We start from the raw sequence: 21,780 nt of genomic DNA on the forward strand, positions 1-21,780 counted from the left end.
GCCTGCTGGATCGGGCTCACGGATCGGTCTGCGGGGAGAGAAGAGGCACACCGGAATTCCAGAATGGGTTGTTGCAATCGAGGGGACGCCGTAGTTTCGCGGACACCGGTCGACATAATACGAGGACCGCGGAATGGTATCGATACCATTCCGCGGGTACCGGGACTGCATGCGCGTGCCTCGCCCGCGCGCCGCCGTCTACGGTACCGAAGCCCCTCACCCTTAGGACGCCTCATGGACTCCGACCGATCGGTTCCTCTCATCACCGACAGCCCAGACCCTCCCACGCCGCATGCCGAGGCGACCATCACCGTCACGCGTCGGCGTCCCACCGTGTCTGTGCTCGCCGAGGACGTGTTCCACGGCATCGCCAGTCGCATCATGAACGGTGACTATCCGCCTGGGTCCCGTATCAACGATCGCGCTCTGGCCGCGGAGTTCGGCATCTCCCGCACATCCGTGCGGGAGGCGATGCAGCGGCTCGAGCGGATCGGACTCGTGCGGATGCTTCCGAGTCGATACACCACAGTCACCGAGATCACCGATGGGATGGCCCGAGCGACATGGGAGTTCGCCGGGCTCTATGCCAGTAACGTCGTGTACCTGGCCTTTCCACATCTCGATTCCGCCGGACGTGACCACGTCCTGAAGCTGATCGACGCCGTTGTCGCGCAGATCGACTCCCGCAGCGAATGGCTGCCCGCGCAGATCGCTCTGTTCGGCTACTTCACAGACCACAGCGGCAATGACCTCTACCGATGCCTGCTCGGAGACTCGTGGTACCTGATTCTCCGCAACTTGATCGTGCTCGGTGCGTCCGACGACGTACGGGAACGATTCGCCGGTGGTCTGGCCGCGCTCGCCGCGGCGGTTCGCGACGACGAGCGTGAAGCAGCTGCGCGGGCCGCACGTGAGGTCTTCTTCCGCTCCTGATCTGATTCGGCAGGGGAGACGGCCCCTTAGTGAGGTCTAGCTGGTTGGTCAACCAGTTGGTATCCCAGGACATTCGCTGGCATGTTGGGGGTGTGGTCCGTTCGATTATGCAGGCATGTCTGTCCTCCGGGAGTGCTGCCCGGATCAGGCGGGTCCTGGCGGCGGCCGCGGGTGTCGTGGTCGCGACGAGTCTCGTCGGCTGTGGCATGTCCATTCCCGCAGATCCCGACCGAACCCTCGAGCATGCACGAGGAGGAGTCCTGCGGGTCGGCGCCTCGCCGGACCCCGGGCTCGTCACGGCTGAGGGGGAGAAGCCTTCGGGGCCGCTCGTCGACATCGTCGAGGGGTTCTCGGAGAGCATCGACGCGCGGGCCGAGTGGACCGTGGGAAGCGAGGAGACGCTCGTCGGGCTGCTCGAGGACGGAGATCTGGACCTCCTCGTGGGCGGTTTCACGACGGAATCGCCGTGGTTCGAACGTGCGGGCATGACGCGCGGGTACCCCGACATCGACGGCGCTGACGGCCGAAACATCGTTCTCCTCGTCCCGCTCGGTGAGAACGCGTTCCTCAGCGAGCTCGAGACGTACCTCGACGAGGAGGTCGGGCCGTGAGCGGCGAGAGCACGTTCGGAAGGTCGGATCTCCCGCCCGAGCAGCAGACGGCCCTGAAGAAGGCCATCCGCTGGGAGTTCTTCACCATCTGCTACACGAGCATCACGATCACCGTGGTCGCGTTCGTCGTGGGGAACTCTCAGGCGATGCGGACGGCGTGGGTCGAAGACATGCTGTCGCTGATCCCGCAGGTGGCGTTCCTGACTGCTCTCCTCTTCGTGCGTCGTAAGCCCACGGTGGACTACCCGTATGGGTTGCACCGTGCGATGGGTGTCGGACACGTCGTGGCGGGTGTGGCGTTGCTGGCGGTGGGCGTGAACCTCGCCATCGAGGCGATCACCGGGCTCATCAGCGCCGAGCATCCCACCATCGGCACGGTCGACCTCTTCGGGACCACCGTCTGGCTCGGCTGGCTCATGGTGGCCGTCATGGTCGTCGTCGTGGTCGGTCCGGTGTTCCTCTACGGTCCGGCGAAGGCCAAGCTGGCGCCGGTGCTGCACAACAAGCTGCTCTATGCGGATGCCGACATGGCCAAGGCCGACTGGCAGACCAATGCCGCGTCGATCATCGGCGTGCTCGGCGTCGGCGTCGGCCTGTGGTGGCTGGACGGGGCGGCGGCGCTGTTCATCTCGCTCGGGATCATCTGGGACGGCGTGCGCAACACCAAGGGCGCCATCGTCGACCTCATGGATCAGCGCGCCCGTACGTACGACGACAAACGACCGCACCCGCTCGCGGGGGAGATCGTCCGCCACCTTCGAGCACAGCCCTGGGTCGCAGACGCCGCGGTTCGGATACGCGACCAGGGGCAGGTCTTCCACGTCGAAGCCTTCGTCGTACCGACGAAGAAGAAGGTGTCGGTCGACCGCGTCAACGCGGCAGCGCGCGGAATCTCCCGGCTCGACTGGAAGGTGCAGGACGTCGTCGTGATTCCCTCTGACCGGCTCCCGGCTGAAGCTGACACCGCGAGCTAGGAGGGCGGCCTGTTCCGGCACTCCGGCGGGACGGGCTGAGGGCGGGGGAGCGGGGACGAGCGGCGCGTCAGCCGTCGCCGTCGATGAGGATGAGACCCTGCCTGGTGTCGGACAGTTTCACCCATCCGTCGCCGAAGAGATACGTCATGCCGTAGCCGTCGTCGTCCGTGCCGAGCGAGAACTGGGGGTCTTCGGTGATGTAGGTCCCGTCGTCGCCGTCTTCGCGGATCCATCCTTGGCTCAGAAGCCAGGATTGCGCCTGCGCCGCATCTTCATCCTCGATGGGGGACCAGCCGTAGAGCTGGCCGTGGTCGGAGACCACAGAGTAGTCCGCCCAGAGGCAGAGCAGTCCATCCTTGAGGACAAGGTCGCCGATCGTGAACTCGCGCTCTTCCGCACTCCAACCGACGTCGGTGAGCGCCTTCACCGTCCCTGGCGAGATGATCGATTCACACGTCGCGGCGGCGGCTGTCGCCGATGGTGTGGGCACCGGTGTGGGCGTGCGCGTCTGCGGTGCTGACGTCGTGGTGGGGTGTGGTGAGGTCGTGGTGGACGTCTGCGGTGCTCCGGTGCACCCGGCGATGGTCGCAGTGAGCAGCAGCGCTGCGAGAGGCGCGGCTGTGTGGCGGAGGGACATGGCCGGCTCCTCAGGCGTGCAGCAGCTCGAGGAACGCCTCATGGAGGAGGCCGTTGCTCGCGAGAGCCGAAAGGTCCGAAATGGAGTCGCTGCCGTCGAACCCGGTCATGCGGCCGCCTGCTTCACGCACGATCGGAACGGCAGCGGCGATGTCGTACTCCTTCACGCCGAACTCCGCCACCATGTCGATGCGTCCTTCGGCGAGGAGCATGTACGAGTACACGTCGCCGTATGCGCGATCACGCCACACGCGGTCGGCCAGTCGCAGCAGCTGATCGAGGTGGCCCGATTCCGCCCACTGGGAGATGCTCTGGAAGCTGACGCTCGCATCGTCGAGCGAGTTCACCGAAGACGTGCGGATGCGCCGCGGTCCGTTGTCCGTCGCAGTCCACGCTCCGGCGCCGGTTCTGCCCCACCACCGTCGGCCGAGCGCTGGCATGCTCACGACGCCGACCTCGGGGACGCCATCGATGGCGAGTGCGATCATGGTGCCCCAGAGCGGGACGCCTCGGAGGAAGTTCGCCGTGCCGTCGATCGGATCGATGATCCACTGACGGTGCGTGCTGCCTTCGGTGCCGAACTCCTCTCCGAAGATCCCGTCGTCGGGGCGCTCGGCCTGGAGGAGCGTGCGGATCGCGCGCTCTGTCGCGAGGTCGGCGTCCGTGACGTGGGACATGTCCGCCTTGGTGGAGATCTCGAGGTCCGCACTGTCGAAGCGCGGCAAGGACTGCCGGTCGGCGGCATCCGCGAGTCGAAGGGCGAGATCGAGATCGCGCGAAAGGTCGTCGTGGCGGATGGTGGAAGTCACGATTCCCAGGATAGTCGGCCGGGTTCCCGCGGCCTGCTGTGAGTCGCCCAGCGCGACACGCGCGGACATCCGTACGCGATGCGTCGATTTCGCGCCTCGGGTCTCGGCTGGTAATGTAATTCCTCGGCCGGGGAAACCGGCAACGCGCCTCTAGCTCAATCGGCAGAGCAACTGACTCTTAATCAGTGGGTTCAGGGTTCAAGTCCCTGGGGGCGCACCACACCAATCACCAGAAAAGGCCCGGCCAGGACTCGTTTCCTGGCCGGGCCTTTTTGTGTTTCCGGATGACACCTCGCCGGGGATCCGCCACTTACTCGTCGTTTTGAGCCGACACCTAGCCCCGATGAAAGAACGTCTCCAACACCTCTCGGGCGGCATCCGGGCCTTGCCGACGGGCGCGCTTGACGTAGTGCTTCTCCGCCACCTCTTCGGAGTTTCCGAGCTGGTCAGCTGCGGCCTTCGTCCCGACCTCGTCAGCGAGCAGCGTCGCGACCGCCTTCCGGAACTTCGTCGGCGTCACCCACCCATATGGTGAGTCGCGCAGCGCGTCCCGCCACTGCCGCATGAGGTTGTTGTCCCACTGGTACGTGCCTGTCGATGACGGGAACACGATGCCGCTGTCAGACTCCACCCTCCGGCGCATGAGCATGTCGACGAGGAACGGCGGCAGCTTCGCGTCACGGATGGACGAGTCGGTCTTCGGCTTCGCCTGCACGTCGAGCTTCCCGTCGTCACGCTCGATCAGCGTCCGGTCGAGGCGGACGAACGGCACGGCGCCGGCGAGGAACACGTTCTCCTCGAACTGCAACGCGAGGACTTCGTTCGTCCTGGCGCCGGTGCCGATGTACATGTCAGCGACGTCGGCGATCCGCGTGTAGCGTCGCCTGCCCTGCTTGTCCCGACCCTCGTCGCGAGCCCGCAGAAGGTCGCGGATGTTCCAGATGTCCTCGACGCTCAGCGCGACCTCCGCCTTCTTCTGCCGGCGGATCGTGCGGGCCGCCTCGGCAGGGTTCCGCTCGAGCGCTCCCTGCCTGACGGCATAGCCGAGCGTCTGCAGCAGAAGCGTCCGCACCGTGGCGGCCGCGGCCTCCCCGTTGTGGTCCTTCACCTTCGCGAGGAACCGGTCGACCCTCGGTACGGTGAGCTCTCCCAAGCGAACGTCACCGATCCCGCCGACGATGATCCGGTTCATGAGGTCGGTGTACCGGCGCACGCTCTGCGTGGCCAGGTCACGCTGCGGGAGCTCATCGGCGAGCCACTTCGCGCCGAGCTGGCGCATGGTCGACTCCCGTGTGAGATCTTCGCCGGCCGGCGCGAGACGCTTCTTCAGCGCCTTGATCAGGTTCCGTTCTGCTTCAGCAGGGGTGCGGCCCTGGCGCTGCATAGAGCGGGTGACGCCGTCACTGTCACGGTACCGGCAGACAGCGGTGGGCTTGCCGTCGATCGTCGTCCGGCGGATCTTCCCCCACGTCTCGAGCTCGAGTGGAGGTCGCCCCATCATGCGACCTCGATTCGGTGACGCCACTGACCGGCGCCCATGCCTGCGTCGAGGTAGGTGGTGTCGCCGATGCGGAGCAATAGGCCTTGGTATGCCTTGACGATACTCGTCATCACCCCGAGCTCGAGCGCGATGCCGGCGGGGCTCCCGCCGTAGGCATGCTCGAGGTACCGGTACTCGTTCAGGTCGATGAGCTGCAGTGCCGCCCATTCCTCCGCACGCCGTTCCTGCTTCGCGTTCACGGGCCCGAACTTCGACGGGACGTCCCCGAACACGGCGTGGGCGAGTTCGTGCGCGAGAACGCTCCTGTGGTGGCGGGCGTGCATGCCTGGGCGGAGGTGGATGACCTTGCGGGCGTGGACGTACTGCCCGTCCCGGTCGGGGGACAGGGGCTTGTAGTCGATGCGGACGTCGAGCGCGTCGGCGATGTCCAGCAGATGCTTGTCGATGGGTGTCATTGCTCGTCCGTGGGTTCCGTCTCTGCCGGTCGTGCGACGGCCGGCAGTTCTTCCTCATCGTCCGTGGAGGGTCCGACATTGCGGTGCAGGTGAGTGACGTTCGCGGCCTCGGAGAACGCTTCTGTGATCGGCTTGTCGAAGATGCTGAGGTCTACGCCGAGTCGATTGGCGACGGCTGCGACGAGCTGAGCGTCGGTGGCCGCGTTGAGCGCGTTGGCGATGTCGTCAACGCCGACGTCGCTCTGCGCGAGGTGGCCTGTGGCGACAAGGTCCGCGAGGATCACGCGACCGTAGGTGCGTGAGATGTCGCGCACAGACTCGAAGCTGAGCATGTCGAGGTTGATCTGTCGATTGAGCGTGGCCTGGTTCATGCCCGTCCGGCGCGCGACCTCTCGGATGGAGTCAGCTCCGCGCACCTCGTCGATCCACTTCATGGCGATGTTCATGTCTCAACTATGAGGCACACCTGTATCGCGCGCAAGTCATTTGATGAATTGAGTTGACACAATGACTCATGCGTTAGATAGTTGCCTCATGACTCAGGCAAACGAACCGCAGGCCAGTCAGTCGGCGCAGATCCGGCCGGGCCTGCTCGACCGACTCAAGCTCAACTCGGGCATCCGAAGCGACGAGGCTTTCGCCCGCATGATCGGCGTCAGCCGCGCGACGCTGAACCGGCTCAAGGCCGGAGAAGAGCCGACGCTCCGAACTGTGGTCGGCATCGCGCAGGCGTTCGGTCTCGCTCTCGGCGAGGTTGTCGAGATGGTCGAGGTCCCGGCCGATGAGGACGCCATGGCGGTGGCGTCGTGAGTAGCCGCGGGCGGGTGTTCGACACGAAGGCCGCGGCGGCGTACTGCGGGATCGCGGTCCAGACGCTGCGGAACAAGCTCGCGGCCGGGGAGTTCCCGGAGCCGCACAAGCGGGGGCGGCTGAACGGCTGGTTTCAGGACGAGCTGGACGCCCACCTCCGTTCGGAGATGGACGACTACGACGTCGTGCATGGGGTGGCGTCATGACTTCCGGTGTGGGGCCGGAGCAGACCCGTGGGGACGGGTCCACGGCAGGTCCGGGCTCTGCTGGGGAGCAGCCCGGATCTGACCGGATCGGGTCAGCGCGGGTCGTGATCGGCATGGCGTCGCTCGTGCTCTCGGTCTCGACGCTCGTGCTGTGGCTGTTCGTGTCGCGTGAGCGCGACGGGCTGCTGCTTCTCGCGACGGTCTTCTTGGCCGTCTTCCTCTGGGCGATCGGCGCCTTCACTCGCGGGTTCTGGACCCGCTGACTCTCAACACGAATCTCAGGGATGGGGATGGATATGCAGGAGAAAACTGCGCAGTTCAGGGCACGTAGCGGGCGGCTGGTGAAGCCGCAGGAGGACGGGTCGGTCCGGTTCGATCACGGTCACGGGTACCTGTCGCGAGAGACGGCGATGGATGCCGAGGAGTACTTCCAGGCGAAGCGTGACGAGGAGCTCGGGCGGTGGCGGTCGAGGGTCCACCCGAACTACGTCGTCTATTTGATCGGCTACGACGCGCTGGTGGTCGGTGAGCACGTGGGCCTCTCGGAGAGGTTCGCACGCGACGTGGTCGACGATGCCGAGAACCGCGTGCCGGCGCAAGTCGCGTTCGAGTACTTCGAGGCTCACCCGGAGCGTAAGCCGTGGGAGGACGCGAAGGAGGGCGAAGTGTGGATCATCACGCCCTCGAGGTCTCTGACCATGGGCGACGAGCCGAGTGAGTATCCGGCGATCTTCCAGGCGGACCGGTTCCGCGATCACGGTGGATCGTGGGACGCGCACGACATCATCGCCGCCCGCCGGATTTGGCCGGAGGATGCGTCGTGATCGCGCGGAAGGTGAACGCTCCGAAGTACGCCGAGAGCATCCCGGCGGTGACGTCTCCGGTGAAGCTGCCGAGGCTGGTACCGGGACGGGCGCGGTTCCTCGCGAACGTCGTCACGGGCGGTGTGCTGGCCGTGGTCGCGATCGTCGCGGCGGTGTACGGGATCGCGGTGATCGCATGACCAGGTACATCGGGATCGACTACTCGACCACCAGCTGCGGCATCGCGATCGTCGACGACCGGCTGACCTCTGTCCACTGGCAGGTCTTCACTCTCCGATCGAAGCCGACGGGCGACAACCTGGCCGATTACTACGACCGCATCCGGGACCTGTCATGGGATCTGGGCGCGGCTATCGACTGGCGGCCGGGTGACGTGATCGGCATCGAGGGGATCGCGTTCGCGGGCAAGGGCCGCGCGGTGGACCGCCTGCACTACGCCTGGCATCGCACCGCCGAGCACCTGGTGCGCACGGCGACGGAGCCGCTGATCGTCACGACGAACCAGGTGAAGCAGCTCGCGACGGGCAAGGGCACGGCGCAGAAGGACGAGGTGCTGCTCGCGACGGAGCGGCGTATCCCGCAGGCGCAGGTGCGCAACAACGACGAAGCCGATGCCGTGTGGATCGCGGTGGGGGCATCCATTCTCGCCGGGTCTCCGGTGATTGATCTGCCAGCGGCGCACATGCCGAAGGCGTGGACGAAGGGAAAGAACTGATGGCCTCCATCAAGATCACCGTCTCTCGCGGCGGGTACACGAGCGGTGGGCACGGGCCGGTCAGCGTCGGCACACCCGACCTGATCGAGATCGACGTGCCTGTCCCTGACCGTGCCGATGCGTACGCCGGGAACTTCATCCGTCCTGCCGACTACATGCAGCTGATCGGAACGACGTTCGACAAGACCGCCGAGCTCGTCGACGTGGTGCGTGGGTATGCCGACGCCGAGATCGCTGACGACGAGGAGGTGTCGGCGTGAGCGCTCAGACGTACGTCCCGCAGGTACTCGCGGACCTCGAATCTCGCTCGCTCGGCTCGTCGGCTGATCGTGAGCGGTGGCTGGAAGCGCGCCGCGGTGTCGTGACGGCGACCGAGGCGAAGGTCTTCCTCGCTGGCACTGCGCGTGAGAAGAACAAGATCATCGAGGAGAAGGTCTCCGGGGTCCAGTCGTTCCACGGAAACCAGTACACGGAGTGGGGGAATCTCCGCGAGCCGCACATCATCGCGCAGCTCGCGGGGTCTGGCTACTCCGAGTGCGGGGTGCTCTATCACGCACAGGAGAACTCCCGTCACGCGGCGACACCTGACGCGATCCTCGTGACCTGGGACGACGACATCCATCTCGCGGAGATCAAGACCTCCAAGCATGACCTCACCCCTGGGCCGATCGACGAGGACGGATACCTCCTCGATGTCGATCAGGATTCATACTTCGCGAGGTCGGGCTACCTGTCGCAGATGGCGTGGCAGTTCTACTGCTGCGGCGCGACAGAGATCGAGTTCGTCTGGGAGCAGCACAACGACGACTGGTCCGGCTGGGATGAGCACGACCGGAAGACGTGGCGGATGGAGACCGGGCCGAAGCCCTTCCCGATCCAGCGGGTGCGCATCCGGCGCTCGTTCGTGGAGCCTCTGATCGCGAAGCTCATCAAGGCTGCCGACCGGTGGCTGGTGAAGCTCGATGAGGCTCTCGCGCAGGCGCAGCAGACGCCTGAGAAGCCGTTCTCGCCCGTCCTGGACGCTCTGGCCGTCGACGTCATCCGAGGCCGTCAGATCGAGGCTGAGGGCAAGGCGAAGAAGGACCCGGCGTGGAAGGCACTGCTCGCGCAGCTCGATGAGATCGGCGAGGACTACCAGCAGGAGTCATCCTCCGCCCGCATCACCTATACGGCTCCCTATGAGGAAGAGGTCGAGGTCGTCGAGCAGGACATCGAGGCCGCTCGTGCCGCCGCGCCGGAGGTATGGGAGCGCCTGCAGAGGTCCACGGAGGAGTCGAAGGCAGCGGCTATCGCGTGGGCCGAGGTGCTGAAAGAGCACACCACCACGCGCACGGAGACGCAGATCGTGAAGCCGCGCTCACCGCTCACGGTGACGGCTGTCAAGAAGGGATCAGAGGAATGAGCACGGCAATAGCGACACGTGAGGTCGAAACGAACCTCGTCATCGCATCGGATCAGACGTTCTTCAACGACGCGCAGCGCGCGGCTCTGGTGCAGATGGGTCTCGGGGATGCTCCTCGTGGGGATATCGAGGCGTTCTTCCATCAGGCGAAGCGCTCGGGCTTGGACCCGTTCGCGCGGCAGATCTACATGATCGGGCGGCGGTCGAAGGTCAACGGCCAGTGGGTGACGAAGTACACCATCCAGACGTCGATCGATGGGTTCCGGGTGATCCGGGATCGGAAGAAGACGTTCCGCGGGATGGAGGAGCACTGGTGTGGTCCTGACGGGGTGTGGCGTGACGTCTGGTTGGAGCCTGGCCCGCCGGCGGCGGCGCGGATCACGCTCTACCTCGACGGGTTCGTGAAGCCGGTGACGGCGGTCGCTCGGTACGACGAGTACGTGCCGTTGAAGGACGGTCAGCCGACAGGCCAGTGGGGCAAGATGCCCGCGCTGATGACGTCGAAGGTGGCCGAGGCGCTGGCGCTGCGCAAGGCGTACCCGCAGGACTTCTCGGGGCTCTACACGAGCGACGAGATGGCGCAGGCGGATCATGCCCCCGCATCGGCCCCGCAGGAGCAGCCGCCCGCACAGGTGGAGCAGCCGAAGTTCACGGACGAGGACGTGCAGCGCTGGTTCGACCAGGCTGCTGCGGCGAGGACGGTGGATGAGCTCGGGGCGATCTGGGCTGAGGCTCAGCCGCTCGGGGCGCTCTCGGAGGCGGTCGATGGAGTGATGCTCGGCACCCTGCTGAAGAACCTCAAGGGCGTGTTCGAGTCGGCGCCGAAGGCAGAGGACGTGCAGGACGCCGAGGTCGTCGAGGAGCAGCCGGCCGAGACGCTGACGTGGCCGACTGTGCAGCCCGGAGAGGGCGGTGCGTCGTGAGCGAGCGAATCGACCACGCTGCGGAGGCGCGTGGACTCCTGGCATTCGTCGGGAGCAAGGCGATGACCTCTGACCAGGCGCAGGCGTCGGTGGCCGCCGCGCAGGTGAACGCAACTCTGGCACTCGTCGAGCAGCAGCGCATCGCGAACCTCATCGCGCTTACTGCACTCAGCGGCAACGCGAGCATCCAGGAATCGAGTTACGACGAGGGAGCGACTCTGGCGAGTGACGGCCTGCACGGTCTCATCGAGTACGAGCGTACTGAGGCGACGCAGATCAGCGACGCGGAGGATCACCCTGTCATTCGCCCCGAGATCAAGGAAGCGCTGGGCCTGTCATGACCGTGCACCCGGGCGTCGCGGCCATCCTCCGCGACATCATCGGCCTCGACCAGGTGGACGAGGAGAACCCGCTGCACAGGCAGCTGGCCGACGCGATCACCAACGCGGGCCCGGGGGCGTCGTTCGGCGCCCGGGTGGTCGCCCTCCGTTACGTCTTCAACTGGCAGCTGCTCGACGCTGGGCAGGCATTCGCGAAAGCGAAGGCCGCGTATGAGCGGTACATCGACGTTGAGACTGTGCGTCTCCGCGCGACGGGGGAGAAGCCGCCGTCTCGTGCGGAGGCTGAGCAGATCGCTCGTGCGTCGGATCGGGCGTACGAGCTGCACCTGGCGTACCTGGTGGCGGAGCAGCGGGAACGCGCGATGCGGAACTTCCTGCAGACGCTCGAGTCGGCTCTCGACAACCACCGGACTGATCGTGCGGATCAGCGCGCGGCGGATCGGGCTTCGGCTCAGGGCTTCGGGGGTGGGGCATGAGCGTCCTGCTGGATGAAGAGACCGTCGTGCTGGAGGGTCTGGATTTCGAGGTGCCGTGCCTGACGGGCGGTCATGCGGCGCAGCTGTCGATCGCGTGCCGCACATGCCAGGACCAGGCGTTCTACTGCACGGATCACTGGGCGAGGAAGCGGCGGGAGATCGAGGAGTTCCTGTCGACGTCGATCCTCTCGATGGTGGCGTGCGCGTCGTGCAAGACCGTCGCGTACACCGTCGACGACCTCGTGACGGTGGTGCCGCTGTGAGCGGGTTCAGCGCTGAAGTGTCGGAGCAGATCATCGTCCGCGACCTCGGATGCTGCGCGCGCTGCGGCCGTCACGTCGCTCACCTCGAGCGGGGTGTCGCGTGGTCTGTGCATCATCGTCGCCCTCGCGGGATGGGTGGTGCCGGTGCGGACTGGATCAACCGTGCCGCGAACGGGCTTGTGCTGTGCGGCAGCGGAACAACGGGATGCCACGGGTGGGTGGAGAAGCACCGTGACCGTGCACGTGAGCTCGGCTTCCTCGTGCCGCGAGGCGTGCTGAGGGCCGACGAGGTATCGATCGTCCACGCCGTCTTGGGGCATGTGCTCCTCACGGACGAGGGCGGATTCATCCCGGTGGAGGAAGGGCCTTCACCGGAGAGCATGTGGAAGGACGTGGCGTGATGAGCGTCAAGGTATCGAGCTGGGTCTGGCACGGCGAGGAGACTGCCGAGCTCGCGGGAAACGAGATGATCCTCCTGCTCGCCCTCGCTGATGTCGCGGACGACAACGGGCGATGCCGGTTCCTGACCGAAGACGATGACCTGTCCTACCGTGGGCTCGCACGGAAGGCGCGCGTCTCTCGATCGACGGTCATTCGGATCATGGCGAAGTTCCGAGACGCGAATCTCATTGAGCAGGTGAAGGGCGTCAAGGGGCGCTCGAACGAGATTCGGATCATCGTCCCCTGGGCTCGGCAATCCGGTTCCAAGTTGGAACCGATCGCGCCGGACGGGCCTAATGATTCGGTTCCATCCGAGACGGATTCGGTTCCAACCGAGCAAGAATTCGGTTCCAAATCCGACGAGCACGCATCTCTTATACGTAAAGACGTAATAGACGTAGCGAGAGTGCGTCCTGGCTTCGCTGAGTTCTATCTGATCTACCCGCGGAAGGTGGGCAAGGAGGCCGCTCGGAAGGCGTTCGAGAAGGCCGCCAAGAGCACCGAGCCCGAGGTCATCATTGAGGGCGCTCGTCGGTTCGCTGCGGACCCGAATCTGCCGGAGAAGCAATTCATCCCTCACCCTGCTACGTGGCTGAATGCCGGCCGGTGGGATGACGAGCCGCTTCCTCCTCGCGTCGGCGCCGAACATCCAGAGGTGCCCGACTACGGGCGTGATGAGTGGATGTACCGCGCATGAGCATCGTGGATGCGGAGCGCGCGGTGATCGGGGCGATCATCAAGGACTCGTCTGTGCTGCGGAAGGTCCAGGCCGAGGTGATGCCGTCGGACTTCTACGACGGGCGTCTCGGGGATATCTATCGAGGCATCACGCACATGTCGACGACGCGAGAGCCGATCGACTACCTCACCGTGTACGGGCATCTGGCGGAGTGGGGTGTGGTGGGTGTCGAGCTCCCACAGCTCGCCGCATGGGTGGATGCGGTGCCTACGGCGTCGAATGCGGACTTCTACGCGGCACAGGTGAGGCAAGCATCGCTCGCTCGCGGTCTCAAGGTGATCGCTGCACGCGTCCAGGAAGCAGCGGACACGATGCCACCGGAGCAGCTGATCTCCCGCACTGCCGACGAGCTTCGTGATCTCCGTGAGCATCACACCATCGAGGACGTACACGCCATGGCGCTGGACGAGGTGCTGACACAGGAGGTCGAGTACGACTGGGTGATCCCGGACCTGCTCGAACGCAGGGACCGGTTCATGATCACCGGGATCGAGGGCGGCGGGAAATCGACCCTCATCCGCCAACTCGCGATCACCGCGGCCGCCGGTATCCACCCGTTCCGGGAGTACCCGATCGACCCGGTGCGGGTGCTGGTCGTGGATGCGGAGAACACGGAGAAGCAGTGGGGGCGTGAGACCCGACGGTGGGCGCCGTCGATGAACATGCTCGACGGGCAGGACATGTACAAGCGCCTCCATCTCGCCTGCATGCGCCGCCTCGACCTGACGAAGGACATCGACCTCGGGATGGTGCACCGTCTGGTGGACCAGTACTCCCCGGACATGCTCTTCATCGGCCCGATGTACCGCCTCGCTCCGAAGCTCAACAACGACGAGGATGCAGCCCCGCTGCTGGGTGCGCTCGACACGCTCCGGGACAGGGGGCTGGCGCTCGTCATCGAAGCGCATGCAGGGCATCAGACGAACCCGCAGGGAGAACGCGACCTGCGACCTCGCGGGTCGTCGCAGCTCATGGGCTGGCCGGAGTTCGGCTACGGGCTGCGGCGCTCGAAGAAGAACCCGCTGCACGTGGACATGGTGCGGTGGCGGGGCGACCGGGATGCCCGAGGGTGGCCGGCGAAGCTCGGGCGCGCCGCTCCCGGTGTGACAGGAACTCAGCGCTGGCCGTGGCGGCCGGTGGATTGACCAACGAAAGGAACTGGGGACATGGCGAAGTTGATCTTGGAGAACGTGATCGTGGATCGCGTGTTCAGCACTCAGCACGGGTACGGCGTGGGCGTCACGGAGACGTTCGAGATGCGCAACGGGGAGACGGGGCGGAAGCGGTACACGCTCTGGTTCAACGATCACCCGGGAGTCGAGGAGGGGCAGCGGATCTCCGCATCCGGATTCCTCGGCACGAAGGTCCGTGAGTACGAGAGCAACGGCGAGACGAGAACCGCTGTCGACGTGTCGGTGTACTCGGCGCGTCTGATCCAATCAGCGCCGCCGATCGATCCGGCACCGGAGACCGACTCGTGGACGCCGCAGGCCACAGGCGATGCATGGAGCACCCCGCAGTCGAGCGACACCTGGGGAGGTGAGTTCTGATGCTCTCTGCCCCGCGTGCACGAAGACCGCTGAGGCGCTCGGCCACACCGCTGAGGAGCGCCTCGCAGCTCTCGGCTGGTCACCGACCGGGTTCCAGATGCAGTCGTACCACGATGGTGTCTGGACGCCGATGGAGAACGGTAATGCGTCGAAGCACTGGGCGCCGAAGAAGTCACGGTACGAGGCCGTGCACATGTGCATCGCCTGGACCGGAGGCGTCTGCATCCCCGCGATGCGCGTCGTCGACCTCTCAACCGGCAAGGTCATCTGGCAGGACCGATGGGACGGCGGAAACGCCGCCGACCTGGACCAGATCATCCCGGAGTGGGCGCGCGCGATCTACGGGCAGGTGAGGGCGGAGCAGCGGGAATCGCAGGCCGTCCTTGATCACGCCGTGGACGAGTACGTCCCTGATCGTAAGACGGCGCCCGCCGACGACTGTGCGCTGTTCTCTCTCGCGGAGATGGACTCATGAGCGAGGGTCCGATCAAGCAGTGGCGGGACGGTCACAAGACCGACCGTGTCTCGACCCCTGACGCGCACCGTGTGTGCGCCCCGTCCCCGGTGAAGGGCCGTGGGTACTGCGGCCGGAAGAACGACCGCACGGCGCCGTTCAAGGACGCGACGTGCAGCGACTGCCACGCGGCAGCACGAGCAGACAAGGAGGCAGGCTGATGCCGCTCTCATACCCACCCATCCGCGCCGTCGAGGTCGACGGTGAAAAGCGCTGGCAGGCCACCTGCCGCACCTGCGGCCAGGACGTGTGCTCTCGCCCGCAGGTCGTGAAGGCCGCTGTCGATGAGATGCGCCGCGCACACGGCTACGAGGCCGAATGCAGGAGGGCTGAGCGATGACCGGCAAGCCGCAGACGTGCACCCACCGCGGATGCTCACGGAAGCCGGTCGCCCGCCGCCTCTGCCACGCGCACTACCAGGCCGCGTGGAAGGCGGGGGAGCTCACCGCGCACGCGAAGCTCCCACCCCGCCCGAAGAAGCACGACCACGTGTGCCCGGACGACCACAAGCATGCCTCGGCTTCGACGTGCTTCATCCAGCACCAGTGCCGCTGCGAACCCTGCGTGGAAGCGCACAACGCGCGCGAACGGAACCGGAAGAAGCAGAAGGCGTACGGCCGGTTCGACACGGGCCTGGTCGATGTCGCCCCGGTGCGGGAGCACGTCCTCAAGCTGGGCGAGTTCGGTATCGGGTACAAGCGGGTCGCGCAGCTCGCCGGCTTCAAGTCGTCCACACCGGTCCGCACGATCGTCTGGGGACGGCAGGACCCGGGACCGCGGTTCGGGGAGATGCAGAAGCGAGTGAAGCGGGAAACGGCGGAGAAGATCCTCGCGATCCAACCGGTGATCGACAACCTCGCGCCCGGGCAGAAGATCGCGGCATCGGGCACTCATCGTCGGCTGCAAGCGCTCGTCGTCGCAGGGTGGTCGATGTCGAAGCTGGCGAACCTCCTCGGACTGGACCCGTCGAACTTCTCCACGTTCATGCAGCGCGACACCGTGCTCGTGTCGACGTGGATCGCCGTCCGTGACCTGTTCGACGAGCTCTGGGATCAGGAGCCGCCGCACGCCGAGTGGCGGGACAAGATCGCGTTCTCACGGTCGCAGCGGTATGCGAAGCTGCACGGCTGGTTGCCGGCTCTCGCGTGGGACGACATCGACACTGACCCGGAGCCGCCGACCGTCGAGGTCGATGAGCAGACCAAGGGCGAACGGATCCTCGAGGACGTGGAGTGGCTGCTGGAGGCCGGGGAACCGGTGGAGCAGGTCGCGATGACTCTGGGCCGGTCGATGGATGCGATCGCGAAGCTCGCGCAACGGCATCACCGGCTGGATCTCGCTCGTCCCTTCTGGGCGAAGGTGAGGCGCGCGGCATGACCGACACGATGAGGGTGTTCACGGAAGTTCTCGTCACCCCGGCCCCGTGGATGCGGGACGCGCTTTGTGCGCAGAGCGACCCAGACCTCTGGTTCCCCCCGAAGGGTGGTGAGGGCGGCGCGGAAGCGAAGCGCATCTGCCAGAGCTGTGACGTCATCGGGCAGTGCCTCGCCTACGCGCTCGAGCACAACGAGACCGTGGGCATCTGGGGCGGGAAGAGCCCCAAGGAGCGGCAACGCATCAGGAGAGAGGGCAGGGCCGCATGATCACGGACACCGACATCTTCCAGGCGGAACTCCGCCGGTGGGTTGAACGCTACGAGCAGCACCTCGATCAGCTGCCCGTCCTCCTGGAGCACCTCCGTGACCGCGCGAACCCGATGAAGGCCGGAAGCCTCGAAGAGCGTGTCGGGGGAGGTGGGGGAGATACACCCGCACCATTCCGCCTCGATCCCGTCGACGACTGTGACGACCTCTGGTCCTCCCTGGTCGAGTACATCGGGGAAGTGGCGGAGAGGCTGCAAGACCCCGCACCAGGGGCCGCAGGAGCGTCCTGGGCGGTCAAAGGGAGCGTCCGGGGTATCCCGGCATGGATGGGCCCGGACGAGGCGTACAGGGCCGCGTACGAGTTGATCGCGTGGCTCATCGATCGGGCGGAGAAGGTCCACGCGCTCGCGCTCAAGGACTCTGAGGATCACCTGTTCTCGCTCATCCGCAAGCTCATGACCCGGTACGTGATCCCACCGATCGAGCGACCCTCGCATCGGCGCCTGTGCATCGGGGAGGACGAGGAAGGCCGGATGGTCGGCTGCGGCGAGAGAGCCGTGGTCGTGGATTGGATCATCGGCGACGTAGGAGAGGCCCGATGCGCAGTGTGTGGAGCCGTCTACACGAGAGAGGAAGACACTCATGACTGACTTCGCAGCACTGTGGAAGGCGACAGCCAAGAAGCTCGCATCCGACATTCGAGAGCTGGAAGCGATCAACTCTGCGCTGCGCCAGGCGGTCAGGTTCCACGCCCGAAAACGGGACGAGGCGAGTCACGCGGCAGGACGGCACAAGTCCGATGCGGCGCTGTACGAAGCCGCCCTCTCCCGCGCCGAGGAGACCATCGAGCGCATCGACGGCGAAGTGAAGGACTTCGAGCAGTCCGACAACGACGCGATAGTTGCCATCGAGGAAATCCTCATCGACTACGACAAGCAGAAGGGGGACAGAAGTGAGTGAGAAGGTAGACCTGGACGCGCTCGAAGCGCTCGCGAAGGCGGCAACGCCGGGACCGTGGGTTCTCGACAACTCGGGATGGAGTCGGCCCTACAGCGTCCCAGACCGCATCGCTGGGGGAATCTCAGAAAATGACTGGACGAATGTCATCACACCGCAGGACGAGCAAGGCGGAGGCTCCTGGTCTCGCGACGAGGACGCCGAGTACATCGCCGCCGCTGACCCGTCCACCGTCCTCGCCCTGATTGCCGAGCTCCGACAGGAGCGGGAACGGGCGGACGAGGCGTGGAGGATCGGTGCGGCTCAGCACGGATACGACCCGACCGACGATGAGCAAGCGGGAAATTTCATGCGTCTGGCGAAGCGCGCAGATCGCGCCGAAGCCGCCCTCTCCCGCGCCGAGGAGAAGCGGGACGAGTTGGAGGCGAATCTGATACTCGCAGGGGCAACAGTCTCCGACGTGCTTTCCGCCCTCTCCCGCGCCGAGGAGACCATCGAGAAGGCGCTGGCAATCCTTGATGCCGACGACGTGTCGGATACGCAGGCCCGGGGAAGCGCCATCAACATCCTCACCGATTACGACAAGCAGAAGGAGGCCGACCGTGGCTGACCGATTCCAGGGTGAGAGCGACCCCATCGCGACGAACCCCATCCTCCGAGGAGTCGACCTCGCCGTCGACCGCCTCGTACGCGCGGACTGCTTCACCGAGCGCACGCTCCGCGTCCTGGACGAGCTTCGCGCAGAGGTGCTCGCGGCCGAGCAGGCGCACACCCAGACCGACGACGAGCGGGTCAGTCTGATGGATGCCGCCACTGATGCATTCGCGAAGCACGAGGGTGCCCCGACGTGGCAGGACGACCCCGTAGGCCGTGATGCCGCCCTGCGGTGGCACATGCGCGGGTTCGAGGACGGGCTGAACGCCCGCCGCGCCGTGCACACCCCGACCGACGACGAGCGGGAAGTGCTGCGCCGGGTGCGCGAGTTCGCGACCAAGGAGCGTGACAGCATCCGGGGTCGGTACGGTGCAGACTCGGCGACATATGCCGGGTATGCGAACGCCTGTGATGACATCCTCAGCATCCTGGACGGCGACCCATCTGCGCATGGCCGCGACCGGGACGGCATCTGCCGACGCTGCGGTCACGCCCTCACTGCGGCGGAAGTGCTGGACGGCGAGACCCCGTGCGAGCCGCAGGGCGAACCGTCCGACGCGGCGGTGATAGCCGGGGCTGAGGCCATGTGTGAGCAGGGACCGGCCAACACTCCGATCTGGGATGACTGGGTGTGGGAGCGGTTTAGTCGCGCCGCCCTGCGCGCCGCTGCCGAGGTGCGGGGTGAGCGATGGGCCTGATGTTCTATGACCGCCAGGTGAACTACAAGGTCGCGTACGTGCGAATCGACAACGAGAACTCGGTGGCGGAACTGGCGGACGCCCTGTCAGAGTTCGGCATCGAAGACGCGACGTGGACGGTCGAGCCGAGCTACATCGTCCTATCACGCGAGATGAGCACGACTGAAGTTCCGGCCGTCGTCGGACAAGGAGGAGAGAACCGTGGCTGAATCGCCGAGCATCAACATCCAGATCGACGAGCAGGCGCTACGCGATCAGATCGACAAGACGGTCCAAGATGCGTTCCGTGAGGCGTCGATGCGGCTGAGGTTAGCCGCGGACGCACTCGACGGTGGCGAGTGGATCAGGGGATTCGAGGAGCACCAGGAGCAGCGGCTGCGTGACGAGTACGAGCGAGGCCGGAAGCACGCTCTGGCTGAGCAGGAAGGGCAGGTAGATCGATGAGCGAGTACACCCCGACGATGCAGGAGCTGAAGGACTACGCCACCTCGTACACCGCGATGGCATCCGAGGCTGAATGGGACCGGGCCCTGGCTGCTCATGATGCCGAGGTACGGGCAGCCCAGCACATCGTTTCGTGCGCACGGTGCGGAGCGAAGCCTGTCGTCGCGAGCGATGCCCTGAACTCGGACATCGTGGTGTGCGGCGACTGCGGCGTGCAGATCGGCCTGCACGAGCTCCAAGAGGTGCGGGCTGGTGTCGTAGCCGAGGAACCGGAAGGCGAACACGTCTTCATTGAGCGGTACGGCATGTACCACGCGAAGTTCGGCGGCATCGGCGGCGACGTGTCGAGCCTGACCCTCACTCGCGAGGCGTGGAAGGCCCTGGGCGAAGCTGACGTGCTGGCAGTGTCCGTGGTGCCGGTAGAGCAGGGAGACGGCGATGCCTGAGCCGATCGCGGCAAGCATCCGCGCTGAGCTCGACCAGACGCCCGAGTGGTGGCAGCAGCAATACGACGCGCTCGTGCGGAAGCAGATCCCGCGGACACCCGAGCATCACGCCGGCCACGACCTGGCCGAGCCGATCCGCTCATGGGGTGGCGCGACTCTCACACGTCCCTGGTGCACGTCCTGCGGCGTGCCGATCGAAAGGGCACCCGATGGCTGAATACCTCACCTACCGGGAAGCGGCCACGAGGGTGCGGCGCAGCATCCGCTCCATCAACAGGTGGCGACGACAAGGCATGCCGATGGGGTGGGAGGTCCGCGACGGGCAACGCGTCCGAGTCGTCGACGAGACCATCCTCCTCGCCTGGTGGCGGGACCGCCTCACCGCATGGCCACCACACCAGTACCGACTACGCAGAATGCTGACCGACGACGACACGCGACACGCCGAATGATCAGATCTTGCGGACGAGTACTGTCATACCGCACAGTAATGATCAGACAGAACTGAGGAACGCCCCGCACCGAATCCGGTCGGGGCGTTCGTCGTGTACTGCCCCATCCCACTCGGGCGGCTGGATCTCCGGCCAGCCGCCCGCTCGGATCAAGGCTTGGCGAGCCTCGTCGTTCCGGTCTCGCCGGACGCGGCTGTCCACTCGACCACCACAGTGTCGATGGCTAGACCGTATCTGCCGACCAGCATCGCCCTGAACGCATCGCCAGGCTGGAGAGTCGACGGAATCGGCGTCCGCGGCTTGAACATCGGGAACGCTGAATCGGGCGTCACTGACACGTTGGTGATCGTCAACGCCTCACCCGACGTGTTCTTCGTCGCGTACAGCTGACCAGACACGTTGATGAGGTCGCTCCAAGGCGCAGGCTTCAGTCGCGCAGCGATGGCCTCCTGCGCGGCCGATTGACGTTCGGCGATCTCGAGCGCCCGCCTCGCGTGCACTTCGGCGTCATCCCGGGCTCCCTTCGCGACGACCGCTTGCCAGATGGCGATGCCAGCTCCAACTGCGCTCGTGATCGCGAGCACGACATTCAGAGCAAGTTCCGCTTGGGAGTCCATGCGGTCACGCTATCGTGATCGCATGACCATGGCGCCCAACACCCCGCCTCCCGGCTGGTACCCGAACCAGCAAGGACACATGCAGTGGTGGGACGGGCACCAATGGGGCCAGCTCGCGCACGCACCGTCAGCCGTCGCACCTGCGCCGTACTACCAGCCCGCGCGACCCATGAAGGACACAGGCATCGCCTACCTCCTCGCGATCCTGCTCGGCGGCTTCGCAGCCCACCGGTTCTACCTCGGCCAGATCGGCTCCGCAGTAGCGTTCCTGGTCCTGTGGTGGGGAGGCTGGGCGCTGACCTTCATCTTCATCGGCTTCGTCATGGTCGCGATCGCCGCGGTCTGGTGGATCGTCGACCTCTTCATCATCCCCAGCATGGTCCGAACTGCGAACGGCATGCGGTCCCAGTGAGTAGGCGGGAGGTCAGCATGGGAGACCTCCACCACGGCCGCGGATACAAGGCGTACCGCCGCAAGCGCGCCGCACTGAAACGCCGCGTCGAACGAGAGAACCTGCCGTGCGGATACGGCGGGAACTACGGATGCGGTGAGCCCTTCGACCTATCGATCCCGTACCCCGACCCGATGTCGTTCAGCGCCGACCACCCCGAAGCGCTCGGCAACGGTGGACACATGGTCAAGCAGGACCTGGTCCCGATGCACCTCGGCTGCAATAGCCGGAAGGGTGACGCGGCAGAGGTAGAGATCTGGGAGGCCAGCTAGCCGACTACGCGTCAGCGTCAGCG

Annotated in this window: 41 protein-coding genes and 1 tRNA gene; 36 read left to right on the forward strand and 6 right to left on the reverse strand. The window is 65.9% G+C overall.

Going from position 1 to position 21,780, the window contains the following annotated elements; genetic code table 11:
• Positions 1 to 234 precede the first annotated feature (234 nt).
• The 3 genes from AB663_RS10840 to AB663_RS10850 all read left to right on the forward strand — a co-directional run bounded on the left by AB663_RS10840 (position 235) and on the right by AB663_RS10850 (position 2,518).
• On the forward strand, positions 235 to 933 hold the full coding sequence (locus AB663_RS10840) for a GntR family transcriptional regulator (protein ID WP_067198832.1): 699 nt from the start codon (positions 235 to 237) through the stop codon (positions 931 to 933).
• A 206-nt stretch (positions 934 to 1,139) separates the two neighbouring features.
• Complete coding sequence (locus AB663_RS10845) at positions 1,140 to 1,544, forward strand: hypothetical protein (RefSeq protein WP_232304529.1); 405 nt, start codon at positions 1,140 to 1,142, stop codon at positions 1,542 to 1,544.
• Positions 1,541 to 2,518: a cation transporter gene (locus AB663_RS10850; protein WP_067198835.1), complete on the forward strand. Its 978-nt coding sequence runs from the start codon at positions 1,541 to 1,543 to the stop codon at positions 2,516 to 2,518. Before AB663_RS10845 ends, AB663_RS10850 begins: the two co-directional genes overlap by 4 nt.
• A 67-nt stretch (positions 2,519 to 2,585) precedes the next feature.
• On the opposite strand, the gene AB663_RS10855 is transcribed toward AB663_RS10850, so the two are convergent.
• Together AB663_RS10855 and AB663_RS10860 are read right to left on the reverse strand one after the other, a co-directional pair.
• A complete protein-coding gene (locus tag AB663_RS10855) occupies positions 2,586 to 3,155 on the reverse strand; it encodes a hypothetical protein (protein WP_067198837.1) in 570 nt (189 codons plus the stop codon).
• Positions 3,156 to 3,165: 10 nt separating this feature from the next.
• On the reverse strand, positions 3,166 to 3,963 hold the full coding sequence (locus tag AB663_RS10860; RefSeq protein ID WP_067202616.1) for an inositol monophosphatase family protein: 798 nt from the start codon (positions 3,961 to 3,963) through the stop codon (positions 3,166 to 3,168).
• A gap of 144 nt (positions 3,964 to 4,107) precedes the next feature.
• Between AB663_RS10860 and AB663_RS10865 the strand changes: the two genes are divergently transcribed.
• Positions 4,108 to 4,183: transfer RNA gene (locus AB663_RS10865), tRNA-Lys, on the forward strand.
• Positions 4,184 to 4,297: 114 nt separating this feature from the next.
• On the opposite strand, the gene AB663_RS10870 is transcribed toward AB663_RS10865, so the two are convergent.
• From AB663_RS10870 to AB663_RS10880, 3 genes are read right to left on the reverse strand one after another with little or no spacing between them, the layout of a single operon-like run.
• Positions 4,298 to 5,464, reverse strand: coding sequence for a tyrosine-type recombinase/integrase (locus AB663_RS10870; protein ID WP_157541018.1), 1,167 nt, complete (start codon positions 5,462 to 5,464; stop codon positions 4,298 to 4,300).
• Positions 5,461 to 5,919 carry an ImmA/IrrE family metallo-endopeptidase gene (locus AB663_RS10875; protein WP_067198842.1) on the reverse strand — a complete coding sequence of 153 codons (459 nt, stop codon included), beginning with the start codon at positions 5,917 to 5,919 and terminating at the stop codon, positions 5,461 to 5,463. The genes AB663_RS10870 and AB663_RS10875 overlap by 4 nt, the downstream gene beginning before the upstream one ends.
• Positions 5,916 to 6,365: a hypothetical protein gene (locus AB663_RS10880; protein ID WP_067198844.1), complete on the reverse strand. Its 450-nt coding sequence runs from the start codon at positions 6,363 to 6,365 to the stop codon at positions 5,916 to 5,918. The genes AB663_RS10875 and AB663_RS10880 overlap by 4 nt, the downstream gene beginning before the upstream one ends.
• 88 nt (positions 6,366 to 6,453) lie before the next feature.
• Here AB663_RS10880 and AB663_RS10885 point away from each other — a divergent pair, with 88 nt between their 5' ends.
• From AB663_RS10885 to AB663_RS11025, 30 genes are read left to right on the forward strand one after another with little or no spacing between them, the layout of a single operon-like run.
• The gene (locus AB663_RS10885; protein ID WP_067198846.1) at positions 6,454 to 6,729 is read left to right on the forward strand and encodes a helix-turn-helix domain-containing protein; all 276 of its coding nucleotides are present in this window, start codon (positions 6,454 to 6,456) and stop codon (positions 6,727 to 6,729) included.
• Positions 6,730 to 6,743: 14 nt separating this feature from the next.
• The gene (locus AB663_RS10890; protein ID WP_157541021.1) at positions 6,744 to 6,935 is read left to right on the forward strand and encodes a helix-turn-helix transcriptional regulator; all 192 of its coding nucleotides are present in this window, start codon (positions 6,744 to 6,746) and stop codon (positions 6,933 to 6,935) included.
• A complete protein-coding gene (locus AB663_RS17185) occupies positions 6,932 to 7,198 on the forward strand; it encodes a hypothetical protein (protein ID WP_157541024.1) in 267 nt (88 codons plus the stop codon). Before AB663_RS10890 ends, AB663_RS17185 begins: the two co-directional genes overlap by 4 nt.
• Before the next feature lie 27 nt (positions 7,199 to 7,225).
• The gene (locus AB663_RS10895) at positions 7,226 to 7,759 is read left to right on the forward strand and encodes a hypothetical protein (RefSeq protein ID WP_157541028.1); all 534 of its coding nucleotides are present in this window, start codon (positions 7,226 to 7,228) and stop codon (positions 7,757 to 7,759) included.
• A complete protein-coding gene (locus AB663_RS17400; protein ID WP_067198853.1) occupies positions 7,756 to 7,938 on the forward strand; it encodes a hypothetical protein in 183 nt (60 codons plus the stop codon). The genes AB663_RS10895 and AB663_RS17400 overlap by 4 nt, the downstream gene beginning before the upstream one ends.
• On the forward strand, positions 7,935 to 8,474 hold the full coding sequence (locus tag AB663_RS10905) for a crossover junction endodeoxyribonuclease RuvC (protein ID WP_067198855.1): 540 nt from the start codon (positions 7,935 to 7,937) through the stop codon (positions 8,472 to 8,474). Before AB663_RS17400 ends, AB663_RS10905 begins: the two co-directional genes overlap by 4 nt.
• Positions 8,474 to 8,734: a hypothetical protein gene (locus AB663_RS10910; RefSeq protein WP_067198857.1), complete on the forward strand. Its 261-nt coding sequence runs from the start codon at positions 8,474 to 8,476 to the stop codon at positions 8,732 to 8,734. Before AB663_RS10905 ends, AB663_RS10910 begins: the two co-directional genes overlap by 1 nt.
• Positions 8,731 to 9,876 (forward strand): YqaJ viral recombinase family protein, encoded by a 1,146-nt coding sequence (locus tag AB663_RS10915; protein ID WP_067198859.1) that lies wholly within the window; start codon positions 8,731 to 8,733, stop codon positions 9,874 to 9,876. The genes AB663_RS10910 and AB663_RS10915 overlap by 4 nt, the downstream gene beginning before the upstream one ends.
• On the forward strand, positions 9,873 to 10,799 hold the full coding sequence (locus AB663_RS10920; RefSeq protein ID WP_067198861.1) for a RecT family recombinase: 927 nt from the start codon (positions 9,873 to 9,875) through the stop codon (positions 10,797 to 10,799). The genes AB663_RS10915 and AB663_RS10920 overlap by 4 nt, the downstream gene beginning before the upstream one ends.
• Positions 10,796 to 11,140, forward strand: a complete 345-nt coding sequence (locus AB663_RS10925) for a hypothetical protein (protein ID WP_067198864.1) — start codon at positions 10,796 to 10,798, stop codon at positions 11,138 to 11,140. The genes AB663_RS10920 and AB663_RS10925 overlap by 4 nt, the downstream gene beginning before the upstream one ends.
• A complete protein-coding gene (locus AB663_RS10930; RefSeq protein ID WP_067198866.1) occupies positions 11,137 to 11,616 on the forward strand; it encodes a hypothetical protein in 480 nt (159 codons plus the stop codon). The genes AB663_RS10925 and AB663_RS10930 overlap by 4 nt, the downstream gene beginning before the upstream one ends.
• The gene (locus AB663_RS10935) at positions 11,613 to 11,879 is read left to right on the forward strand and encodes a hypothetical protein (protein WP_067198868.1); all 267 of its coding nucleotides are present in this window, start codon (positions 11,613 to 11,615) and stop codon (positions 11,877 to 11,879) included. Before AB663_RS10930 ends, AB663_RS10935 begins: the two co-directional genes overlap by 4 nt.
• Complete coding sequence (locus tag AB663_RS10940; protein WP_067198869.1) at positions 11,876 to 12,280, forward strand: HNH endonuclease; 405 nt, start codon at positions 11,876 to 11,878, stop codon at positions 12,278 to 12,280. Before AB663_RS10935 ends, AB663_RS10940 begins: the two co-directional genes overlap by 4 nt.
• Positions 12,277 to 13,017, forward strand: coding sequence for a helix-turn-helix domain-containing protein (locus tag AB663_RS10945; RefSeq protein ID WP_067198871.1), 741 nt, complete (start codon positions 12,277 to 12,279; stop codon positions 13,015 to 13,017). Before AB663_RS10940 ends, AB663_RS10945 begins: the two co-directional genes overlap by 4 nt.
• On the forward strand, positions 13,014 to 14,204 hold the full coding sequence (locus AB663_RS10950) for an AAA family ATPase (RefSeq protein WP_067198873.1): 1,191 nt from the start codon (positions 13,014 to 13,016) through the stop codon (positions 14,202 to 14,204). Before AB663_RS10945 ends, AB663_RS10950 begins: the two co-directional genes overlap by 4 nt.
• Before the next feature lie 21 nt (positions 14,205 to 14,225).
• On the forward strand, positions 14,226 to 14,609 hold the full coding sequence (locus AB663_RS10955; protein WP_067198876.1) for a hypothetical protein: 384 nt from the start codon (positions 14,226 to 14,228) through the stop codon (positions 14,607 to 14,609).
• A complete protein-coding gene (locus tag AB663_RS10960) occupies positions 14,599 to 15,084 on the forward strand; it encodes a hypothetical protein (RefSeq protein WP_067198878.1) in 486 nt (161 codons plus the stop codon). Before AB663_RS10955 ends, AB663_RS10960 begins: the two co-directional genes overlap by 11 nt.
• Positions 15,081 to 15,284: a hypothetical protein gene (locus tag AB663_RS10965; RefSeq protein WP_067198880.1), complete on the forward strand. Its 204-nt coding sequence runs from the start codon at positions 15,081 to 15,083 to the stop codon at positions 15,282 to 15,284. Before AB663_RS10960 ends, AB663_RS10965 begins: the two co-directional genes overlap by 4 nt.
• Positions 15,284 to 15,463, forward strand: coding sequence for a hypothetical protein (locus AB663_RS10970; RefSeq protein ID WP_067198882.1), 180 nt, complete (start codon positions 15,284 to 15,286; stop codon positions 15,461 to 15,463). The genes AB663_RS10965 and AB663_RS10970 overlap by 1 nt, the downstream gene beginning before the upstream one ends.
• A complete protein-coding gene (locus AB663_RS10975; RefSeq protein ID WP_067198885.1) occupies positions 15,460 to 16,500 on the forward strand; it encodes a hypothetical protein in 1,041 nt (346 codons plus the stop codon). The genes AB663_RS10970 and AB663_RS10975 overlap by 4 nt, the downstream gene beginning before the upstream one ends.
• Positions 16,497 to 16,766, forward strand: coding sequence for a WhiB family transcriptional regulator (locus AB663_RS10980; protein WP_083511214.1), 270 nt, complete (start codon positions 16,497 to 16,499; stop codon positions 16,764 to 16,766). The genes AB663_RS10975 and AB663_RS10980 overlap by 4 nt, the downstream gene beginning before the upstream one ends.
• A complete protein-coding gene (locus AB663_RS10985; protein WP_067198887.1) occupies positions 16,763 to 17,416 on the forward strand; it encodes a hypothetical protein in 654 nt (217 codons plus the stop codon). The genes AB663_RS10980 and AB663_RS10985 overlap by 4 nt, the downstream gene beginning before the upstream one ends.
• Positions 17,409 to 17,726 (forward strand): hypothetical protein, encoded by a 318-nt coding sequence (locus AB663_RS10990; RefSeq protein ID WP_067198889.1) that lies wholly within the window; start codon positions 17,409 to 17,411, stop codon positions 17,724 to 17,726. The genes AB663_RS10985 and AB663_RS10990 overlap by 8 nt, the downstream gene beginning before the upstream one ends.
• Complete coding sequence (locus AB663_RS10995; RefSeq protein WP_067198891.1) at positions 17,719 to 18,333, forward strand: ead/Ea22-like family protein; 615 nt, start codon at positions 17,719 to 17,721, stop codon at positions 18,331 to 18,333. The genes AB663_RS10990 and AB663_RS10995 overlap by 8 nt, the downstream gene beginning before the upstream one ends.
• A complete protein-coding gene (locus tag AB663_RS11000; protein WP_067198893.1) occupies positions 18,326 to 19,075 on the forward strand; it encodes a hypothetical protein in 750 nt (249 codons plus the stop codon). Before AB663_RS10995 ends, AB663_RS11000 begins: the two co-directional genes overlap by 8 nt.
• The gene (locus AB663_RS11005) at positions 19,075 to 19,284 is read left to right on the forward strand and encodes a hypothetical protein (protein ID WP_157541034.1); all 210 of its coding nucleotides are present in this window, start codon (positions 19,075 to 19,077) and stop codon (positions 19,282 to 19,284) included. The genes AB663_RS11000 and AB663_RS11005 overlap by 1 nt, the downstream gene beginning before the upstream one ends.
• A complete protein-coding gene (locus tag AB663_RS11010; RefSeq protein ID WP_067198897.1) occupies positions 19,277 to 19,519 on the forward strand; it encodes a hypothetical protein in 243 nt (80 codons plus the stop codon). Before AB663_RS11005 ends, AB663_RS11010 begins: the two co-directional genes overlap by 8 nt.
• A complete protein-coding gene (locus tag AB663_RS11015) occupies positions 19,516 to 19,965 on the forward strand; it encodes a hypothetical protein (protein ID WP_067198899.1) in 450 nt (149 codons plus the stop codon). Before AB663_RS11010 ends, AB663_RS11015 begins: the two co-directional genes overlap by 4 nt.
• Entirely contained in the window at positions 19,958 to 20,182 is a 225-nt protein-coding gene (locus AB663_RS11020; RefSeq protein ID WP_067198901.1) for a hypothetical protein, read from the forward strand. The genes AB663_RS11015 and AB663_RS11020 overlap by 8 nt, the downstream gene beginning before the upstream one ends.
• Positions 20,175 to 20,417: a hypothetical protein gene (locus AB663_RS11025; protein WP_067198903.1), complete on the forward strand. Its 243-nt coding sequence runs from the start codon at positions 20,175 to 20,177 to the stop codon at positions 20,415 to 20,417. The genes AB663_RS11020 and AB663_RS11025 overlap by 8 nt, the downstream gene beginning before the upstream one ends.
• 149 nt (positions 20,418 to 20,566) lie before the next feature.
• Here AB663_RS11025 and AB663_RS11030 read toward each other — a convergent pair whose 3' ends face one another.
• Positions 20,567 to 21,034, reverse strand: a complete 468-nt coding sequence (locus AB663_RS11030) for a hypothetical protein (protein WP_067198905.1) — start codon at positions 21,032 to 21,034, stop codon at positions 20,567 to 20,569.
• A gap of 22 nt (positions 21,035 to 21,056) precedes the next feature.
• Between AB663_RS11030 and AB663_RS17405 the strand changes: the two genes are divergently transcribed.
• Positions 21,057 to 21,446, forward strand: coding sequence for an NINE protein (locus tag AB663_RS17405; protein ID WP_198147858.1), 390 nt, complete (start codon positions 21,057 to 21,059; stop codon positions 21,444 to 21,446).
• A gap of 17 nt (positions 21,447 to 21,463) precedes the next feature.
• Entirely contained in the window at positions 21,464 to 21,757 is a 294-nt protein-coding gene (locus AB663_RS11040) for a hypothetical protein (RefSeq protein WP_067198907.1), read from the forward strand.
• Positions 21,758 to 21,780 lie beyond the last annotated feature (23 nt).

This window comes from Microbacterium sp. XT11 (genome assembly GCF_001513675.1).
GTDB lineage: Bacteria > Actinomycetota > Actinomycetes > Actinomycetales > Microbacteriaceae > Microbacterium.

Excerpts from the sequence above, each read along its gene's own strand:
- AB663_RS10840 (WP_067198832.1), top strand. The coding sequence starts at position 235 with ATGGACTCCGACCGATCGGTTCCTCTCATCACCGACAGCCCAGACCCT.
- AB663_RS10845 (WP_232304529.1), top strand. The coding sequence starts at position 1,140 with ATGTCCATTCCCGCAGATCCCGACCGAACCCTCGAGCATGCACGAGGA.
- AB663_RS10855 (WP_067198837.1), bottom strand. The coding sequence starts at position 3,155 with ATGTCCCTCCGCCACACAGCCGCGCCTCTCGCAGCGCTGCTGCTCACT.
- AB663_RS10870 (WP_157541018.1), bottom strand. The coding sequence starts at position 5,464 with ATGATGGGGCGACCTCCACTCGAGCTCGAGACGTGGGGGAAGATCCGC.
- AB663_RS10875 (WP_067198842.1), bottom strand. The coding sequence starts at position 5,919 with ATGACACCCATCGACAAGCATCTGCTGGACATCGCCGACGCGCTCGAC.
- AB663_RS10880 (WP_067198844.1), bottom strand. The coding sequence starts at position 6,365 with ATGAACATCGCCATGAAGTGGATCGACGAGGTGCGCGGAGCTGACTCC.
- AB663_RS10885 (WP_067198846.1), top strand. The coding sequence starts at position 6,454 with ATGACTCAGGCAAACGAACCGCAGGCCAGTCAGTCGGCGCAGATCCGG.
- AB663_RS17185 (WP_157541024.1), top strand. The coding sequence starts at position 6,932 with ATGACTTCCGGTGTGGGGCCGGAGCAGACCCGTGGGGACGGGTCCACG.
- AB663_RS10895 (WP_157541028.1), top strand. The coding sequence starts at position 7,226 with ATGGATATGCAGGAGAAAACTGCGCAGTTCAGGGCACGTAGCGGGCGG.
- AB663_RS10905 (WP_067198855.1), top strand. The coding sequence starts at position 7,935 with ATGACCAGGTACATCGGGATCGACTACTCGACCACCAGCTGCGGCATC.
- AB663_RS10910 (WP_067198857.1), top strand. The coding sequence starts at position 8,474 with ATGGCCTCCATCAAGATCACCGTCTCTCGCGGCGGGTACACGAGCGGT.
- AB663_RS10920 (WP_067198861.1), top strand. The coding sequence starts at position 9,873 with ATGAGCACGGCAATAGCGACACGTGAGGTCGAAACGAACCTCGTCATC.
- AB663_RS10930 (WP_067198866.1), top strand. The coding sequence starts at position 11,137 with ATGACCGTGCACCCGGGCGTCGCGGCCATCCTCCGCGACATCATCGGC.
- AB663_RS10935 (WP_067198868.1), top strand. The coding sequence starts at position 11,613 with ATGAGCGTCCTGCTGGATGAAGAGACCGTCGTGCTGGAGGGTCTGGAT.
- AB663_RS10950 (WP_067198873.1), top strand. The coding sequence starts at position 13,014 with ATGAGCATCGTGGATGCGGAGCGCGCGGTGATCGGGGCGATCATCAAG.
- AB663_RS10955 (WP_067198876.1), top strand. The coding sequence starts at position 14,226 with ATGGCGAAGTTGATCTTGGAGAACGTGATCGTGGATCGCGTGTTCAGC.
- AB663_RS10965 (WP_067198880.1), top strand. The coding sequence starts at position 15,081 with ATGAGCGAGGGTCCGATCAAGCAGTGGCGGGACGGTCACAAGACCGAC.
- AB663_RS10970 (WP_067198882.1), top strand. The coding sequence starts at position 15,284 with ATGCCGCTCTCATACCCACCCATCCGCGCCGTCGAGGTCGACGGTGAA.
- AB663_RS10975 (WP_067198885.1), top strand. The coding sequence starts at position 15,460 with ATGACCGGCAAGCCGCAGACGTGCACCCACCGCGGATGCTCACGGAAG.
- AB663_RS10980 (WP_083511214.1), top strand. The coding sequence starts at position 16,497 with ATGACCGACACGATGAGGGTGTTCACGGAAGTTCTCGTCACCCCGGCC.
- AB663_RS10985 (WP_067198887.1), top strand. The coding sequence starts at position 16,763 with ATGATCACGGACACCGACATCTTCCAGGCGGAACTCCGCCGGTGGGTT.
- AB663_RS10990 (WP_067198889.1), top strand. The coding sequence starts at position 17,409 with ATGACTGACTTCGCAGCACTGTGGAAGGCGACAGCCAAGAAGCTCGCA.
- AB663_RS11005 (WP_157541034.1), top strand. The coding sequence starts at position 19,075 with ATGTTCTATGACCGCCAGGTGAACTACAAGGTCGCGTACGTGCGAATC.
- AB663_RS11015 (WP_067198899.1), top strand. The coding sequence starts at position 19,516 with ATGAGCGAGTACACCCCGACGATGCAGGAGCTGAAGGACTACGCCACC.
- AB663_RS11020 (WP_067198901.1), top strand. The coding sequence starts at position 19,958 with ATGCCTGAGCCGATCGCGGCAAGCATCCGCGCTGAGCTCGACCAGACG.
- AB663_RS11025 (WP_067198903.1), top strand. The coding sequence starts at position 20,175 with ATGGCTGAATACCTCACCTACCGGGAAGCGGCCACGAGGGTGCGGCGC.
- AB663_RS11030 (WP_067198905.1), bottom strand. The coding sequence starts at position 21,034 with ATGGACTCCCAAGCGGAACTTGCTCTGAATGTCGTGCTCGCGATCACG.
- AB663_RS17405 (WP_198147858.1), top strand. The coding sequence starts at position 21,057 with ATGACCATGGCGCCCAACACCCCGCCTCCCGGCTGGTACCCGAACCAG.
- AB663_RS11040 (WP_067198907.1), top strand. The coding sequence starts at position 21,464 with ATGGGAGACCTCCACCACGGCCGCGGATACAAGGCGTACCGCCGCAAG.